Annotated in this window: 11 protein-coding genes, 1 tRNA gene and 1 pseudogene; 4 read left to right on the top strand and 9 right to left on the bottom strand. The window is 54.8% G+C overall.

What is annotated here, in order from left to right; translation table 11 throughout:
• Positions 1–163 precede the first annotated feature (163 nt).
• A tRNA-Sec gene (locus ACQ29O_RS00425) sits at positions 164–258 on the bottom strand.
• 287 nt (positions 259–545) lie between these two features.
• Here ACQ29O_RS00425 and ACQ29O_RS00430 point away from each other — a divergent pair.
• Together ACQ29O_RS00430 and yicI are read left to right on the top strand one after the other, a co-directional pair.
• Positions 546–1,927 (top strand): annotated as a pseudogene (locus ACQ29O_RS00430) (glycoside-pentoside-hexuronide family transporter).
• 11 nt (positions 1,928–1,938) lie between these two features.
• Positions 1,939–4,257, top strand: coding sequence for an alpha-xylosidase (gene yicI / locus ACQ29O_RS00435; protein ID WP_253336149.1), 2,319 nt, complete (start codon positions 1,939–1,941; stop codon positions 4,255–4,257).
• A 102-nt stretch (positions 4,258–4,359) separates the two neighbouring features.
• Here yicI and ACQ29O_RS00440 read toward each other — a convergent pair whose 3' ends face one another.
• Both ACQ29O_RS00440 and xanP read right to left on the bottom strand, forming a co-directional pair.
• Positions 4,360–6,069, bottom strand: a complete 1,710-nt coding sequence (locus tag ACQ29O_RS00440; RefSeq protein ID WP_253336151.1) for an AsmA family protein — start codon at positions 6,067–6,069, stop codon at positions 4,360–4,362.
• Positions 6,070–6,189: 120 nt separating this feature from the next.
• Positions 6,190–7,581, bottom strand: coding sequence for a xanthine/proton symporter XanP (xanP, locus tag ACQ29O_RS00445; RefSeq protein ID WP_000115436.1), 1,392 nt, complete (start codon positions 7,579–7,581; stop codon positions 6,190–6,192).
• A 227-nt stretch (positions 7,582–7,808) separates the two neighbouring features.
• Between xanP and gltS the strand changes: the two genes are divergently transcribed.
• Complete coding sequence (gene gltS, locus ACQ29O_RS00450) at positions 7,809–9,014, top strand: sodium/glutamate symporter (RefSeq protein ID WP_000462250.1); 1,206 nt, start codon at positions 7,809–7,811, stop codon at positions 9,012–9,014.
• 35 nt (positions 9,015–9,049) lie between these two features.
• On the opposite strand, the gene recG is transcribed toward gltS, so the two are convergent.
• From recG to gmk, 5 genes are read right to left on the bottom strand one after another with little or no spacing between them, the layout of a single operon-like run.
• Positions 9,050–11,131, bottom strand: a complete 2,082-nt coding sequence (gene recG / locus ACQ29O_RS00455; protein WP_000016747.1) for an ATP-dependent DNA helicase RecG — start codon at positions 11,129–11,131, stop codon at positions 9,050–9,052.
• 5 nt (positions 11,132–11,136) lie between these two features.
• Positions 11,137–11,826 (bottom strand): tRNA (guanosine(18)-2'-O)-methyltransferase TrmH, encoded by a 690-nt coding sequence (trmH, locus tag ACQ29O_RS00460; protein WP_253336152.1) that lies wholly within the window; start codon positions 11,824–11,826, stop codon positions 11,137–11,139.
• A gap of 4 nt (positions 11,827–11,830) precedes the next feature.
• Positions 11,831–13,942 (bottom strand): bifunctional GTP diphosphokinase/guanosine-3',5'-bis pyrophosphate 3'-pyrophosphohydrolase, encoded by a 2,112-nt coding sequence (spoT, locus tag ACQ29O_RS00465; protein WP_000280481.1) that lies wholly within the window; start codon positions 13,940–13,942, stop codon positions 11,831–11,833.
• A gap of 18 nt (positions 13,943–13,960) precedes the next feature.
• Positions 13,961–14,236, bottom strand: a complete 276-nt coding sequence (gene rpoZ, locus ACQ29O_RS00470) for a DNA-directed RNA polymerase subunit omega (protein WP_000135058.1) — start codon at positions 14,234–14,236, stop codon at positions 13,961–13,963.
• Between the two features lie 54 nt (positions 14,237–14,290).
• A complete protein-coding gene (gene gmk, locus ACQ29O_RS00475) occupies positions 14,291–14,914 on the bottom strand; it encodes a guanylate kinase (protein ID WP_000046966.1) in 624 nt (207 codons plus the stop codon).
• Positions 14,915–15,170: 256 nt separating this feature from the next.
• Here gmk and ligB point away from each other — a divergent pair, with 256 nt between their 5' ends.
• Positions 15,171–16,856 carry an NAD-dependent DNA ligase LigB gene (gene ligB, locus ACQ29O_RS00480; RefSeq protein WP_001241848.1) on the top strand — a complete coding sequence of 562 codons (1,686 nt, stop codon included), beginning with the start codon at positions 15,171–15,173 and terminating at the stop codon, positions 16,854–16,856.
• Here ligB and ACQ29O_RS00485 read toward each other — a convergent pair.
• Positions 16,853–17,470, bottom strand: a complete 618-nt coding sequence (locus ACQ29O_RS00485) for a trimeric intracellular cation channel family protein (protein ID WP_020937248.1) — start codon at positions 17,468–17,470, stop codon at positions 16,853–16,855. The genes ligB and ACQ29O_RS00485 overlap by 4 nt on opposite strands.
• Positions 17,471–17,544 lie beyond the last annotated feature (74 nt).

A 17,544-nucleotide genomic window follows, 5' to 3' on the forward strand; every position in this document is an offset into this window, starting at 1 on the left:
TGGACGTTCGGTTTTAGCAATCGGTAAATGGTGATTAATAAAATAATATTCCACTTTCTCTCTCCACCTTTCCTTTCGTATTATATGCAAGAACTGGTCTTAATAATAAGCAAATACTTTGTCCCGAAATAGAGGACGAATGGTGGGCATGAGAGAAGGATGTTGGCGGAAGATCACAGGAGTCGAACCTGCCCGGGACCGCTGGCGGCCCCAACTGGATTTGAAGTCCAGCCGCCTCACCGGAGACGACGATCTTCCGCGCCTCGATTGCTACATGGAGGCGCGTGCATTATAGCTACTTCCTGGCGTTTCCACATCCCCTCCCGTGCTTTTTTAACTTCCCTTTCCTTCTGCCATGACCGGTTTCATATAAACCCCCATAAAATCCATTAGTTACATTTCATCACACTTTTTGACGCTACCCTGATCACAGAAAACAAGAATCGTAATTTGATAACTAAATAACGGAATATTCACGCTCGCAGGGAAGGTTTACAAAAACTGTAACCGGTATCAGTGAGCGTTGTGAGCGTTAAGGATGCGTAATGAAAAGTGAGATTCTCTCCGTTAAGGAGAAGATTGGCTATGGTATGGGCGATGCCGCGAGCCACATCATCTTTGATAACGTCATGTTATATATGATGTTCTTCTATACCGATATTTTCGGTATTCCCGCTGGTTTTGTCGGCACCATGTTTTTACTGGCGCGTGCGCTTGATGTCATCTCCGACCCTTGCATGGGCCTGCTGGCCGACCGCACCCGCTCTCGCTGGGGCAAATTCCGACCCTGGGTGCTGTTTGGCGCGTTGCCGTTTGGTATCGTTTGTGTGCTGGCTTATAGCACGCCGGATCTCAGTCTGAACAGCAAAATGATTTATGCCGCCATCACCTACACGTTGCTCACCCTTCTGTACACTGTGGTCAACATCCCTTACTGCGCGTTGGGGGGTGTAATAACCAATGACCCAACGCAGCGTATCTCCCTGCAATCCTGGCGCTTTGTGCTGGCAACGGCGGGCGGAATGCTCTCTACCGTACTGATGATGCCTCTGGTGAAACTGATTGGCGGCGAGAATAAGGCGCTGGGCTTCCAGGGGGGTATCGCGGCGCTCTCGGTGGTGGCGTTCCTGATGCTGGCGTTCTGTTTCTTTACCACCAAAGAGCGCGTTGAAGCGCCTGCCACCCATACCTCCATGCGTGAAGACCTGCGTGATATCGGCACAACGACCAGTGGCGCATAGTCGGCCTGCTCACCATCCTGAATGTTCTGGCGGTATGCGTGCGCGGCGGGGCGATGATGTATTACGTCACCTGGATATTGGGCAAACCGGGCGTGTTTGTCGCCTTCCTCACCACCTATTGCGTCGGCAACCTGATTGGCTCGGCGCTGGCAAAACCGTTGACCGACTGGAAATGCAAAGTGAGCGTTTTCTGGTGGACCAACGCTTTACTCGCAGTAATCAGCGTGGCGATGCTCTTCGTACCGATGCACGCCACGATCGCTATGTTCGTCTTTATCTTCGTGATTGGCGTATTGCACCAGTTAGTCACGCCTATCCAGTGGGTGATGATGTCTGACACCGTCGACTACGGCGAATGGTGTAACGGCAAACGCCTGACGGGGATCAGTTTTGCCGGCACGTTGTTCGTGCTGAAACTGGGTCTTGCCCTCGGCGGGGCGCTGATTGGCTGGATGCTGGCAGGCGGCGGTTACGACGCGGCGGCGAAAACGCAAAACAGCGCCACGATCAGCATCATCATCGCTCTGTTCACTATCGTTCCGGCCATCTGTTATCTGCTGAGCGCCGCGATCGCTAAACGCTATTACACCCTGAAAAGCCCGTTCCTGAAAACCATTCTGGAACAACTGGCGCAGGGCGCACACCGCAACGAACAAGAATTTACCCATAAAGAATTGCAAAACTAAAGGAACAGACTATGAAAATTAGCGACGGAAACTGGCTGATCCAGCCTGGCCTTAATTTGATTCACCCGGTTCAGGTGTTCGACGTTGAACAGCACGGGAATGAGATGGTGATCTATGCCGCGCCGCGTGATGTCCGCGAACGAACCTGGCAACTGGATACCCCGTTGTTTACCCTGCGCTTTTTCTCGCCGCAGGAAGGAGTGATAGGTGTACGGATGGAACACTTCCAGGGCGCTTTGGATAACGGCCCACATTATCCGCTCAATGTCTTGCAAGATATCAACGTGGAGATGCAGAACAACGCCGAATTTGCCGAACTCAAGAGCGGCAGCCTGAGCGTGCGCGTCACCAAAGGCGAGATCTGGTCTCTGGATTTTCTGCGCAACGGTGTACGTATCACTGGTAGCCAGTTGAAGAATAACGGCTATGTGCAGGATACCAACAGCGGGCGCAACTACATGTTCGAGCGTCTGGATCTCGGCGTGGGCGAAACCGTCTACGGGCTGGGCGAGCGCTTTACCGCGCTGGTGCGTAACGGTCAGACGGTGGAGACCTGGAACCGCGACGGCGGCACCAGCACCGAGCAATCGTACAAGAATATCCCGTTCTATATCACCAACCGTGGCTACGGTGTGCTGGTGAATCATCCGCAGTGCGTGTCGTTTGAAATTGGCTCCGAGAAAGTCTCCAAAGTTCAGTTCAGCGTCGAGAGCGAGTATCTGGAATACTTCGTCATCGACGGCCCGACCCCGAAAGACGTGCTGAACCGCTATACCCAATTTACGGGTCGTCCGGCGCTGCCGCCCGCCTGGTCGTTTGGCCTGTGGCTGACCACCTCATTCACCACCAACTACGACGAAGCGACCGTTAACAGTTTTATCGACGGTATGGCCGAGCGCAATCTGCCGCTGCACGTCTTCCACTTCGACTGTTTCTGGATGAAAGCTTTTCAGTGGTGCGATTTTGAATGGGACCCGGTGACTTTCCCCGATCCGAAAGGGATGATTCGCCGCCTGAAAGCGAAAGGGCTGAAAGTCTGCGTGTGGATTAACCCCTACATCGGCCAGAAATCCCCGGTCTTCCAGGAGTTGAAAGAGAAAGGATATTTGCTAAAACGCCCGGACGGCTCCTTGTGGCAGTGGGATAAATGGCAGCCGGGACTGGCGATTTACGACTTCACCAACCCGCAAGCCTGCGAATGGTATGCCGACAATCTGAAGGGCCTGGTGGAGATGGGAGTGGACTGCTTCAAAACTGACTTCGGCGAACGCATTCCAACGGATGTGCAGTGGTTTGATGGTTCAGATCCACAGAAAATGCACAACCATTATGCCTACATCTACAACGAACTGGTGTGGAACGTGCTGAAAGAGACCGTCGGCGTTGAAGAGGCGGTGCTGTTCGCCCGTTCCGCCTCGGTGGGCGCGCAACAGTTCCCGGTGCACTGGGGCGGCGACTGCTACGCCAACTACGAATCGATGGCGGAAAGCCTGCGCGGCGGGCTGTCCATCGGCCTGTCAGGGTTTGGCTTCTGGAGTCATGATATTGGCGGATTCGAGAATACCGCGCCGGCGCATGTCTACAAGCGGTGGTGCGCATTCGGCTTGCTCTCCAGCCACAGCCGCCTGCACGGTAGCAAATCCTACCGGGTTCCGTGGGCCTATGACGACGAGTCCTGTGACGTGGTGCGCTTCTTCACTGAACAGAAGTGCCGGATGATGCCGTATCTGTATCGGGAAGCGGCGCGTGCCAACGAAGCCGGTACGCCAATGATGCGGGCGATGATGCTGGAGTTCCCGGACGATCCGGCGTGTGATTATCTTGATCGCCAGTACATGCTGGGAGATGCGGTCATGGTAGCGCCGGTATTTAGTGAAGCGGGCGACGTGGAGTTCTACCTGCCAGAAGGCCGCTGGACGCACCTGTGGCGCAACGATGAAGTGCAGGGCAGTCGCTGGCATAAACAGCAGCATGACTTCCTGAGCCTGCCAGTGTATGTGCGTGACAATACACTACTGGCGCTGGGCAACAATAGCCAGAAGCCTGATTACGCCTGGCATGAGGGTACGGCCTTCCAGTTATTCCATCTGGATGACGGCTGCGAAGCGGTCTGCGAAGTCCCTGCTACGGATGGTTCGACAATCTTTACGCTGCAGGCGAAACGCACAGGCAATACCATTACGGTGAGCGGCGAAGGCGAGGCGCGCAACTGGACGCTGTGTCTGCGTAATATTACGCAGATTAGCGGTACCAAATGCGGCTCATATGCGGGAAGTGAACTGGGCGTAGTGGTTACCCCGCTGGGAAATGAAGTGGTGATTACGCTTTAAATCTGAATCGCCGGATGGCGCCGTGAGCTGCGCTTATCCGGCCTACAAATGAGCAAGAACCGTAAGCCCGGTAAGCGCCATCGCCACCGGGCAAGCCCTCAATTACAGCGCTGGCTCCGTTGACGTAACTTCACCGCCGGACACCACGCCCGCTTGCATCGTCTGTGTTATCTGCTGCTTTTGTGCGTTGACCGCGTGTAATTGCCCGTTTACCGTCGGTTTCAACGGCGCATCGGCCTGAATATTGCCGCTGGCCGTGAGCTGAATATTGCCATCGCCAGCAATCGGTAATGCCGGCCAGCCCCACTGCTGTAGCACATCCATTGGTACGCCGCGTCCGTTCAGGCTGATTTGCGTCTGACGCTGCGGCAGTTGCGATACGCTGGCAGTGGCTTCCAGCATCCCTTTTCCAGTAAACGCGCTCAGATCGCTGATGTTGACCGTGCTGGCATTAGCCGTCAACGACAGCGACGGGCGGCGCACGTCCACACGGTTAAAGGTTGCCGCTGCGGCGTTGAGGGTCGCATTGCCGCTCCAGACGCCCCATTGATGATGTTGTACCAGCTCCAGGTTTGCGCCGTAGCCGTCCAGGGCGGTGATTTGCCACGGGAAGGCCGGGTCGATATCGATCACCAGATTGCGGCTGGCGCTGAATTTTTTCAGCGTCAGGCTGTTCAACCAGTCGGGCAGCGGCTTCATCCATAACTGCTTCCAGTTTTCCGGCAGCGTATACTCCAGCCCGGCGATAGCGGTATCGTCCAGAATAAGCGCTTTGCCTTCGCGTAACCAGGCGCCGGAGGTTCTGACCATACCGCCTTCCCAGCGGGTGGTGAACTGGCGTAGCGCAACGCCCTGTGGTGAAAATTCGGCGTTCAGGATTGGATCGAGCAAGTGCAGCGAGCCGTAAATAAACTCGCTGGCGTTCATCGATAATTTACCTTCCTGACTTTGCCAGTCTTCTTTGCGCAGAGTCAGATTGCGCAAACTCAGGTCAAGATCGGTGACAGCCCAGTCTGGTCCTTGCAGGCTGGAGTCCGTCACTTCAAGACGACCAATCTGCAAAGATGGAATCGTAGTAAGCGGCGCGAAAAACTCGCTCAGGGATTTATCGCTTTGTAACCGAATATCATTCAGCCGCAGATTTTCAACGACCCAACTACCGTCAGCGTTACGCCGGGCGACGCCGGTTAACGCTCCGCGCGCCATATCGGCGCCGACGGTGTTTAACATCACCTGATCATGGTCGATACTGCCTTCAATAAGCACATTAGTGGCGGGAACGTCGTTTAACGTCAGCGAACCGGCGCTCAGTTGGATCTGGGCTTTATTGCCCAATACCCGACCGGCTTCGGGGTGCCATGGCATAACGCCGCCGTTAACGCGCTGGGCGCTCAACCGCCATTCTCTACCGGGACTATTGAGCGCCATATTGCGAAGTTGCAGGCGGTCGGCCTCAAACGGGAAAGGGGCGGTTTGCACTGAAATATTCAGCGTGCCGTCCTGTAACAGAATCGTGTCGACATGCAGCGGCGCGGTTAACTGGCGAATGCTCAGACCGATATCTACGGTTTTCGCGACCAGGGTAGCAGGCTGACCATCACGACCAAAGGTCACATTCTCCAGTAAAAGATGGGATGGGGCGGAAAAACGATGATCCATCACGTCGAATGTGAGGTGATAACCGCTGTTCTCTGATACCCAGTTGCTGACATGATCTGCGCCCCAGCGCGTTTGCAGCAGAAAATAAAAGCCGAAAATCACCACTAAACAGGCGATCAGCACGTAGAGAAGCAACCTCCCAATCAATTTCATGGTCTTCCATCCCGTGAAATGCACATAGGGGATTTATGCACGATTTGCGTGCAATCCTCAAGACAGGAATGGTGAAAGAGCGTTACAGCAGCGGCGAATCGTGTCGCCGCCGCAGGGTTTTTACGGTTTTTCCGGCGGGAGAATCAGGTTCAGCACGATAGCCGTGATGCCGCCAGCGGCAATTCCGGATGAGAGCAGATTTTTCACCCATTCCGGCGCGAACTGCAGGATCTGCGGCTGTTGCGAGACGCCAAGACCCACGGCCAGCGACAGGGCGATAATCAGAATCGCGCGGCGGTTCAGCGGCTCACGCGAGACAATACGCACCCCGGAGGCGGCAATGGTGCCGAACATCACCAACGTGGCGCCGCCGAGCACCGGTTCCGGGATATGCTGCACAAAACCGCTTACCGCCGGGAACAGGCCGAGTACAATCAGCATCAGCGCGACAACAAATCCCACATAGCGACTGGCGACGCCAGTCAACTGAATTACGCCGTTGTTCTGACCGAAACAGGAATTCGGGAACGTATTAAATACCGCTGAAACAAATGAGTTCAGGCCGTTAGCCAGTACGCCGCCCTTTAGCCGTTTCATGTACAAGGGGCCGGATACCGGCTGCTCGGAGACATCAGAGGTGGCGGTGATGTCTCCGATGGTCTCCAGCGACGTAATCATAAAGACCAGCATCAACGGCAGCAACAGGTTCCAGTCAATGCCCAGACCATAATACAGCGGGGTCGGCACCATCAGGATGTCCTGCGAGACCGGCGCGTTATTCTCAGGCAACATGCCCATAAACCAGGCTAAAAGATAGCCTGCCGCCATGGCAATAACCAAAGAAGCCACGCGCAGGTAGGGATTACGCTGCCGATTCAGCAGGATAATAATGGCCAGGACGACGCCGGCCAGCAGCAGGTTTTTCGGTGCGCCAAAGGTGTTGTCGCTCATGGCGGCATAGCCGCCGCCGATGGAGGTTAGCCCCACCTGAATCAGCGACAGGCCAATAATCATCACCACGACGCCGGAGACTAACGGCGTGATAATCCGGCGCGCCAGATGTAGAATGCGAGAAAGCACCATCTCGGTGCAGCTTGCCAGCATCAGCGTGCCGAACAGCGCCGCCATCATCGTCGGGACATCCGCGCCGCCGGTTTTCAGCGCGGTACCGCCCATAATCAGCGGGGCGACAAAGTTAAAACTGGTTCCCTGGATGGATAACAGCCCCGATCCTACCGGCCCCCACGCTTTGATTTGAATAATAGAGGCTACGCCGGAGGCGAACAGCGACATGCTGATAATGTGCTGCGTATCCTGCGCCGGTAAACCCAACGCCTGGCAGATTAACAGCGCTGGCGTGATTACCGCGACAAACATGGCCAGCAGATGCTGACAAGCGGCAAAAAGGGTTTGAGGGAGCGGCGGGCGATCTTCAAGACGGTAAATTAATTCGCTGTTTTGCGTCTGCGCAACCGGTTGCGCATCTGCCGACTCGATGGCGTTAACGGACATCAGGGACATTCTCGTGGTGGAAAAGCGGTGATTTTATCTGACCAGGTGGTAAAAGCAAACGATTGCTAGCGAATATTCTTAATATTTAAAAAAGATAAATGCACCTTTTTATATAACTTTTTGCCTTTTTCTGCTTAAAATCCATGCCGAAGACTCGCAAAGAGCTAAAAAAATGACTCAGGAAATGATTTGTGCGCACATGTCACAGCGCACTACAGGAGCTTTAAATGTTTGAACTCGATACCTTATCGACCCTTGTCGCCGCCACGCTGGTGCTGCTACTGGGTCGCAAGCTGGTCCAGTCTGTCTCCTTACTGAAGAAATATACGATTCCGGAACCGGTGGCGGGGGGGTTACTGGTCGCGGTTGCTCTGCTGGTGCTGAAAAAAAGCGTCGGTTGGGAGGTCAACTTTGATATGACCCTGCGCGATCCGTTGATGCTGGCGTTTTTCGCGACGATCGGCCTTAACGCTAACCTTGCCAGCCTGCGCAAGGGGGGACGCGTTGTTGGCGTCTTCCTGGTCGTCGTGGTCGGATTACTGCTGATGCAGAATGCCATCGGTATCGGCATGGCGAGTCTGTTGGGGCTGGACCCGTTAATGGGGCTGATTGCCGGGTCAATTACGCTGTCCGGCGGACACGGTACCGGCGCGGCGTGGAGTAAACTGTTTGTCGAACGTTATGGTTTTGCCAATGCCACCGAAGTTGCGATGGCATGTGCAACCTTTGGCCTGGTGCTGGGCGGGTTGATTGGCGGTCCGGTAGCGCGTTATCTGGTGAAACACTCCACCACGCCGGATGGAATGCCTGACGATCAGGCCGTGCCGACAGCCTTTGAAAAGCCGGATGTGGGCCGTATGATCACCTCTCTGGTGCTAATCGAAACCATCGCCCTGATTGCTATCTGTTTGACCGTGGGCAAAATCGTAGCGCAGCTACTGGCGGGAACGGTGCTTGAACTGCCGGTCTTCGTTTGTGTGCTATTTGTTGGGGTGATCCTCAGCAATGGCCTGGCGCTGGTGGGTTTTTATCGCGTATTTGAGCGTGCTGTTTCGGTACTGGGGAACGTGAGTTTGTCACTGTTCCTGGCAATGGCGCTGATGAGCCTGAAGCTGTGGGAACTGGCGTCGCTGGCGCTGCCGATGCTGGCGATTCTGGTGGTACAGACCATCTTCATGGCGCTGTACGCGATCTTCGTCACCTGGCGCATGATGGGGAAAAACTACGATGCGGCGGTGCTGGCGGCGGGTCACTGCGGTTTTGGCCTGGGCGCAACGCCGACCGCCATTGCTAATATGCAGGCGATTACCGACCGTTTTGGTCCCTCGCATATGGCGTTCCTGGTGGTGCCGATGGTCGGCGCGTTCTTTATCGATATCGTCAATGCGTTGGTGATTAAGCTGTACCTGATGTTACCGATTTTCGCGCAATAAGGGTTTGTACGGCGGCATTAAAGCCGCCGTGCTCACTAGGCGTTGGAATAACGTTCGGTTTCCGGCATCCAGCGCTCAATCAGCGCTTGTGCCTGCTGCGGATAACGTTCGTGAATATGACGGGCAATACGCTGAACTTCGGGGATTATGGCCTGATCGCGCAGTAAATCCGCAACTTTAAATTCGGCGTTCCCTGTCTGGCGCGTGCCCAGTAATTCCCCCGGGCCGCGAATCTCTAAATCTTTTTGCGCAATCACAAAACCGTCGTTGCTATCGCGCAATACCTGTAAACGCTTCTGCGCCGTTTTCGACAACGGCGATTTATAGAGCAGCACGCAGTGCGATGCGACCGCGCCACGGCCAACACGTCCTCTGAGCTGGTGTAATTGCGCCAGGCCCAGTCGCTCCGGGTTTTCAATAATCATCAGGCTGGCGTTAGGAACATCGACCCCCACCTCAATCACCGTAGTGGCGACCAGCAGATGCAGTTCACCCTGCTTAAAGGCCTGCATCACCGCCTGTTTTTCGGCGGGCTTCATGCGGCCGTGTACCAGGCCGATATTCAACTCCGGTAACGCCAGCTTGAGCTCCTCCCAGGTGGCTTCCGCCGCCTGCGCTTCCAGCAGGTCAGATTCTTCAATCAGCGTACAGACCCAGTAGGCCTGACGGCCTTCGGTTGTGCAGGCGTTGCGCACACGATCAATGATTTCATGGCGACGGGTATCCGGAATAGCAACGGTAGTGACAGGGGTACGGCCCGGCGGTAGCTCGTCAATCACCGAGGTATCGAGATCGGCGTAGGCAGTCATCGCCAGGGTGCGAGGAATGGGCGTTGCGGTCATAATCAACTGATGCGGATGAAAGCCCTGCTGCTGGCCTTTTTCCCACAATGCCAGCCGCTGGTGGACGCCAAAGCGGTGCTGCTCATCGATAATGACCAGCGCCAGCCCGTTAAACTGCACCTGTTCCTGGAAGATAGCGTGGGTGCCGACAATCATCTGCACCTGACCGCTGGCAATAGCCTCTTGCTGCGCCTGACGTGCTTTACCTTTTTGCTTACCGGCCAGCCAACCCACTTCAACGCCCAACGGTTCGAACCAGTTGCGGAAATTATTTGCGTGCTGTTCAGCCAGCAGTTCGGTCGGCGCCATCAACGCCACCTGCTTACCGTGGGCAATAGCGCGCAAGGCGGCAAGCGCCGCAACCAACGTTTTACCGGAACCCACGTCGCCCTGAACCAGACGCATCATTGGCACATCGAGCGCCATATCACGTTCGATCTCTGCCACCACCCGCGCCTGCGCGCTGGTGGGTTTAAACGGCAACGACGCCAGCAGCTTGTCTTTCAATATGTTGTTGGTACTTAGCGGCTGCGCGTGATAGCGCTGCGCGCCTGCGCGAAGCGCCAGCATACTGAGATTATGCGCCAGTAGCTCTTCAAGAATAAGCCGCCGCTGCGCCGGGTGTTTGCCGGTTTCTAAATCGGCGAGCTGGAGCGTCGGCGGCGGGCGATGCAAGGTACGTAGCGCCTCCGGCAGGCTCATCATACCCTGCGCCAGTTCCGGCGGCAGTAGTTCGGCAATGGCGCAGGTGTCGAGCAACTCCAGCGCCTGATCGGTAAGCTTGCGCAGTGTCGCTTGCTTCACGCCCTCGGTGGTCGGATAGACGGGGGTGAGCGTTTCCTGAAGCTCCGGCGTGCTGAGATCGCCCTGCAGGCGATATTCCGGATGGATCATCTCTGCGCCATACTTGCCGCGCTTCGCTTCCCCGTAGGCCAGCACACGTCGTCCCGTCGCCAGGCTGTTTTTCATCGCTGCGTTAAAATTGAAAAAGCGCATGGTAAGAATGCCGGAACCGTCGCTAATCTGGCAGGTCATCATCCGACGACCGCCGAAAGTGATATTGCAGTTCAGCACTTCGCCTTCAACGGTGGCGTAGATGCCAGGCAGCAGTTCGCCAATGGGGTAGAGATGGGTGCGGTCTTCGTAACGCAGAGGGAGGTGGAGCAGGAGGTCCTGCACGGTGTGCAGGCCAATTTTCGCCAGTTTACTGCTTTGCGCTGCGCCGACGCCTGTCAGGGAATTGAGCGGAACAGCGTCTAACAAGCGGCCTGACATGGTGATTACCCTGCCGCCTGCATCGTCGCCCACCAGTCAGCATCGGCGTCGATTTCGCCCTGCTGATTGACGCGAGGATAAGGCAGACCTTTACGTTTAGCGACTTTCGCCAGCACCGGATAACCACCCTCAAACAGCAGGCGCTGCTGTTCATCTTCCGGCAACATGCTATTTTCACGCAGATACATGTCCGCGTTCTGTCGCTGGCGCTGGGCTTCATAAAGAATGAGCGCGGAGGCGACGGAAACGTTCAGCGACTGTACCATGCCGATCATCGGAATGATGATATCCCGATCCGCCAGGTCTAATGCTTCCTGAGTAATACCGGTTTTCTCCTGACCCATCAGAATACAGGTCGGGCGCGTGTAATCAATCTCGCGAAAGTCTACGGCTTTATCAGAAAGATGGGTTGCCAGAATCTGCATTCCCCGTCCTTTCAAATGGGCTACCGCATCGCCAATGGTACGGTGAGTTTTCACCTGTACCCAACTGTTGCTGCCCGCCGCCGCGGAAGCCATGGTGCGCATCCGGCTACCTGGCCAGATAGCATGGACTTCATGGACGCCAACGGCATCTGCGGTACGAATGATTGCAGAAACGTTATGAGGTTTGTGGACTTGCTCCATGCAGACCGTGAGATCAGGCTGACGCCTGGCGAGCATTTCGCATATACGCGCATAACGTTTTGGATTCATAGCGCTAGTTTCGGTTACGGGTGACTTTAATAACGTCTGGCATCACGCGGATTTTGCGCATGATATTCGCCAGATGTACGCGATCGCGTGCGGTAAGGCGAATAAAGGTACTATAGACGCGACCATCTTTCTCTTCAGTATTCAGGCTTTGAATATTGGAGGTGGTGGTATTAATCGCCGCCGTCAGGTTAGCCAGCGCGCCCTGATGGTTAAACATTTCCACCTTGATTTCGGTAATGAATTCCTGCTCCGTCTCTTTGTCCCATTCGACCGCCATAAATTTCTCTGGCTCTTTCTGGTATCCACGGATATTACGGCAGGATTCGTGGTGGATCACCAGTCCTTTACCTGGGCTGACGTGAGCGATGATCGGGTCGCCTGGGATCGGACGACAACACTTCGCAAAGGTGATAAGCACGCCATCCGCGCCTTTAATCGGCAGGTGGCCGTGATTCGATTGCGCAACGGTCGGCACCACGGCTTCGCCTTGCTGCAGATTTTTCGCGACCACTACGCTCATCGCGTTGCCGAGACCGATTTCCGCCAGCAGATCGTCAAGCGTTGCCAGCTTCATACGATCCAGTTCGCGCTGAATATTTTCCTGCGGAATTTCCGCCAGCTTACGACTGCCGCCTAAAGCATGGTTAAGCAGACGACGGCCCAGGCTTACGGAGTCATCACGTTTGAGGTTTTTCAGCAACTGACGAATTTTAGCGCGCGCTTTAGAGCTGACGACAAAGTTCAGCCAGGCGGCGTTGGGACGCGCGCCCGGCGCGGTAATAATTTCGACGGTCTGACCGCTGCTAAGCGGCTGCGACAGCGGATAAGGCTGGCGGTCGACACGCGCGCCGACGCAGGCGTGGCCGATGTCGGTATGCACTGCATAGGCAAAATCCACCGGCGTAGCGCCAGCGGGCAGTTCGACAATGCGCCCTTCCGGGGTGAAAACGTAAATCTCATCCGGGAAGAGATCGGATTTTACGCTTTCGATAAATTCAAACGAACTACCGGCGCTCTGTTGTAGCTCCAGCAGGCTCTGCATCCAGCGCTGGGCGCGGATCTGCGCCGTGGTGCTGGTCTCACCGTGTTCTTTATACGCCCAGTGTGCCGCGACCCCCATTTCCGCCATCTGATCCATATCTTCGGTACGGATCTGGACTTCAACAGGAACGCCGTGCGGGCCGATCATCGAGGTGTGCAAAGACTGATAGCCGTTCGCTTTGGGAATGGCTATATAGTCTTTCACCCGTCCCGGACGCGGCTTATAGAGACTGTGCATCTGGCCGAGTACGCGATAGCAGGTATCGGAGTCATGAACGATCACGCGAAACGCGTAAATGTCCATGATCGAGTGAAAACGCTGCTCTTTGAGCACCATTTTACAGTAGATCGAGTAAAGATGTTTTTCGCGACCGCTAACGCGACACGGAATTCCCGCCTCTTGCAAGCGTCCTTCGATTTCAGAGAGGATTTTTTGGATCATCTCTTTACGGTTGCCGCGCGCCGCTTTTACCACTTCTTTAATGACGCGGTAACGATTGGGATACAGCGCTTCAAAACCCAGCTCTTCCAGCTCGGTTTTAATGTGATGAATACCTAAACGGTGCGCCAGAGGACTGTAGATTTCCAGCGTTTCACGGGCAATACGACGACGTTTATCCGGGCGTAACGAGCCCAGCGTGCGCATGTTATGGGTACGGTCAGCAAGCTTAATGAGAATGACGCGGATATCCTGCACCATCGCCATAATCATTTTGCGAAAGTTTTCGGCCTGCGCCTCTTTCTTATCGCGGAACTTGAGCTTATCAAGTTTCGACACCCCCTCTACCAGCTCGGCAACGCTTTTACCGAAAAGCTGTTCCATGTCCTGATAGGTGGCGGGGGTATCTTCAATCACGTCATGCAGCAGAGCGGCCATCAGCGTTTCGTAGTCGAGTTTCATCTCGGCCAGAATACAGGCCACCGCTACCGGGTGCGTGATATAGGGTTCACCGCTTGAACGTGTCTGGCCCTCGTGAGCGTCACGTGCAACGAGATACGCCTGCCGAAGACGCTTAATCTGGTCTTCCGGCAGGTAGGTTTGAATCAGTTGATTCAGGCTTTCAAACAGATACAAGGGCGACCCGCTTTGTGATTAACGACGACCTTCAGCAATAGCGGTAACGGCTTGTAATTCAGCGGCTTCCTGCTCTTGCTGTTCCTGGCGCTCGCGGACGTCGAGGATCTGGTTGTTAATCAGACCTTCTTCGATTTCGCGCAGCGCGATAACGGTAGTTTTATCGTTTTCTTCCGGTACCAGCGGATCCTTTCCGCCTACCTGCATCTGACGAGCGCGACGCGCGGCGACCAGTACCAGGTCAAAACGGTTACCAATTTTCTCTACAGCGTCCTGAACAGTTACGCGTGCCATACTTAAAATGCTCCACAGGTGAAGAAATGACTGGGCATGATACTGAAAGTGGGTTCAGTCTGCCAACAATTTGCTGATTAAAGCGTCATGACGCTGCTTTTGGCGGCTCATACGCAGACGTTCAGCGCGAATGATGGTTTTCAAGTCGCTTAACGCGGTATCAAAGTCGTCATTCACAATAAGATAATCATATTCGGCGTAATGGCTCATTTCTGCAACCGCTTGCGCCATTCGTTTGGCAATGACTTCTTCGCTATCTTGCCCGCGGCCGCGTAAACGGCGATCCAATTCGATCTTTGATGGCGGCAAAATAAAAATGCTGCGTGCTTGCGGCATCTTTTCGCGAATTTGCTGGGCGCCCTGCCAGTCGATATCCAGAAAAACATCAACGCCGGTTGCCAGCACTTGCTCAATGGTTTCGCGCGAAGTGCCGTAGTAATTGCCAAACACTTCCGCGTGCTCCAGAAACGCCTCCCTGCCAATCATGGTTTTAAACTCATCATGATTTACAAAGAAATAGTGCTCACCGTGCACTTCACCCGGACGCGGCGCGCGCGTGGTATGTGAAACGGAAACCTGAGTGTCATACAACGGTTGGGTTTTTAATAAAGCCTGAATCAGGCTGGATTTACCCGCGCCACTGGGGGCAGAAACAATATAAAGCGTACCTTGAGCCATGAGTATCTTACGTCTGTGATTATCGAAATAGAGCCTTGATACGGGCTTATTATACACATCGCCGTTATGCGACGTAGTCTTTGTCACACTTTTTGCGCCAGATTATTGCATTTTGCGTCCCTTTTTCCGCTTTTATCGCGTCGTTGCAGCAACCCACCAAAAAATCTGGAAAGCGGCTCGGATGATGCATTTTTACCTGTCGGTTTTTATTCACTAAAGCGCTATACCTGCCGGGCAATGTGCGCAGGAGGTCGTGATGAGATTATGGAAAAGTATGGCGTGGGGAATTTTATTGTGGCATTCGCAGAGTGGGGCGCTTTGCCCGGCCTGGCCGCCAGCAAGGGCCGCTGAAGAAATCACCCGTTTACAGCAACAGCTCGCTGACTGGAATGACATCTACTGGAAACAAGGTGTTAGCGCGGTTGACGATAGTGTGTACGACCAGCTCAGCGCAAGGCTGGTTCAGTGGCAACGCTGTGTTGGTCAGGATGTTTCATCTACTCCGGTTTCACCGCCGTTAAACGGTACAACAATGCACCCTGTTGCGCACACGGGCGTACGTAAACTCGCGGACCGACAGGCGGTAGAACAGTGGATGCGCGGGCGCAGCGAGCTTTGGGTACAGCCAAAAGTGGATGGTGTAGCGGTAACGCTGGTTTATCAAAACGGTAAACTGACCAGGGCTATCAGCCGGGGTAACGGACTACAAGGCGAGGACTGGACGCCAAAAATTCGCCTGATCCCCTCTATACCGCAGACAACACAAGGCGCGCTTGCTAACGCGGTGTTGCAGGGCGAAATCTTTCTACAGCGCGAGGGACATATCCAGCAACGGATGGGCGGGATGAATGCGCGCTCGAAAGTCGCAGGAATGTTAATGCGCCAGGATAACGCCTCCGCGCTAAATTCGTTGGGTATTTTTATTTGGGCGTGGCCGGACGGTCCGGCAAATATGCCCGAAAGATTAAGCCAACTTGCTAAGGCTGGATTCAGTCTGACGAATAAATATACCCTGGCGGTAAAAGATGCCAGCGAGGTCGAGCGGGCGCGCCAGTCATGGCTGACGTCAGCATTACCCTTTGTAACGGATGGCGTAGTGATACGCATGGCTAAAGAACCTGCGTCACAACACTGGCGACCCGGGCAGGGCGACTGGCTGGCAGCATGGAAATATCCGCCAGTAGCGCAGGTCGCGCAAGTGAGCGCTATTCAGTTCTCGGTGGGGAAAAGCGGCAAAATTACCGTAGTAGCGTCGCTTGTCCCCGTTATATTGGATGATAAGCGGGTTCAGCGGGTCAATATCGATTCTGTGAAGCGTTGGGAAGCGTGGGATATCGCGCCGGGCGATCAGATCCTGGTGAGTCTGGAGGGGCAAGGCATTCCCCGGCTTGATGAGGTCGTCTGGCGGAGTCGTGAGCGGAGTAAGCCTGTACCGCCTGATAGCCATTTCAACTCGCTGACCTGCTTTTACGCGTCGGAAACGTGTCAGGAACAGTTTATCTCCAGGCTGGTATGGCTGGGGTCACGGTCGGCGTTGGGTCTGGACGGAATGGGCGAAGCCAGCTGGCGGGCCTTGCATCAGACGCATCGCTTTAAGCATATCTTCTCCTGGCTTGCCCTGACGTCAGCGCAAATAGCCAACACGCCAGGCTTTGCTAAAGGAAAAAGCGAGCAGATATGGCGGCAATTTAACCTGGCGCGCCGGCAGTCGTTTACCCGCTGGATCATGGCGATGGATATCCCCTTAACGCAGGCTGCATTACAGGCCAGCGGCGATCGTTCATGGGAGCAGTTATTAATGCGAACAGAGCAACACTGGTGGCAGTTACCAGCGACGGGCGAGCGTCGTGCCGGGAGAGTCATCGACTGGCGGAATAATCCGCAGATCAAAACGCTGAGCAGATGGCTGGCTGCTCAGCATATTCCCGGATTTGGGTCTTAGTGCCCTTCATGGCGGTAATAAAATACCGGCAGGCCAAGTTTAAGACGTAGCGCTAATAACCTTGCTGTAAAGCCAAACAGTAACGTAGAGATAACGACGACATCCGGATTCATGACGTAATGTTGCAGCGCAATATAGAGCACCGCCGAGGCGAACGAAATGCCGGCATATAGCTCTTTTTGAAACACCAGTGGAATGCGTTTGCAGAACATATCGCGGAGCACGCCGCCAAAGACGCCGGTAGTGACGGCGGCTACCACGGCGATAATTGGCCCTTCGCCCATATCAAGGGCTATCTGAGCGCCAATAATAGAGAAAACCACCAACCCCAGCGCGTCAAGTACCAGGAAAAGCTTGCGTAAATAGGGCATGACGGGGGCAACAATGGTGGTCAATACAGCGGCAGTCGCCACAATAATGACATATTCGGGATGCTTCACCCAACCCAGCGGATAGTGACCGAGCAGAATGTCGCGAACTGAGCCTCCACCAATGGCGGTGGCGGTAGCAATAATAATTACGCCGAATGTATCCATGCGACGACGACTCGCAGCGAGTGCGCCCGTCATGGCCTCGGCAGTGATGCCAATTAAATAAAGAACGTGCAACAGCATGATTTCCCCCTAATTTACTGGGGGCGAAGATTAACGATTTGTGCGCTGTATCACGATTGAGATTTTCTAAGGCA

It is taken from the genome of Salmonella sp. GDC200615 (assembly GCF_050574145.1).
Lineage (GTDB): Bacteria > Pseudomonadota > Gammaproteobacteria > Enterobacterales > Enterobacteriaceae > Salmonella > Salmonella enterica.

What these genes read in the sequence shown, in the direction of transcription:
- xanP (WP_000115436.1), bottom strand. Translation starts at nt 7,581, where the DNA reads ATGTCCGTTAACGCCATCGAGTCGGCAGATGCGCAACCGGTTGCGCAG.
- gltS (WP_000462250.1), top strand. Translation starts at nt 7,809, where the DNA reads ATGTTTGAACTCGATACCTTATCGACCCTTGTCGCCGCCACGCTGGTG.
- recG (WP_000016747.1), bottom strand. Translation starts at nt 11,131, where the DNA reads ATGTCAGGCCGCTTGTTAGACGCTGTTCCGCTCAATTCCCTGACAGGC.
- trmH (WP_253336152.1), bottom strand. Translation starts at nt 11,826, where the DNA reads ATGAATCCAAAACGTTATGCGCGTATATGCGAAATGCTCGCCAGGCGT.
- ACQ29O_RS00485 (WP_020937248.1), bottom strand. Translation starts at nt 17,470, where the DNA reads ATGCTGTTGCACGTTCTTTATTTAATTGGCATCACTGCCGAGGCCATG.
- yicI (WP_253336149.1), top strand. Translation starts at nt 1,939, where the DNA reads ATGAAAATTAGCGACGGAAACTGGCTGATCCAGCCTGGCCTTAATTTG.
- rpoZ (WP_000135058.1), bottom strand. Translation starts at nt 14,236, where the DNA reads ATGGCACGCGTAACTGTTCAGGACGCTGTAGAGAAAATTGGTAACCGT.
- ligB (WP_001241848.1), top strand. Translation starts at nt 15,171, where the DNA reads ATGAGATTATGGAAAAGTATGGCGTGGGGAATTTTATTGTGGCATTCG.
- gmk (WP_000046966.1), bottom strand. Translation starts at nt 14,914, where the DNA reads ATGGCTCAAGGTACGCTTTATATTGTTTCTGCCCCCAGTGGCGCGGGT.
- ACQ29O_RS00440 (WP_253336151.1), bottom strand. Translation starts at nt 6,069, where the DNA reads ATGAAATTGATTGGGAGGTTGCTTCTCTACGTGCTGATCGCCTGTTTA.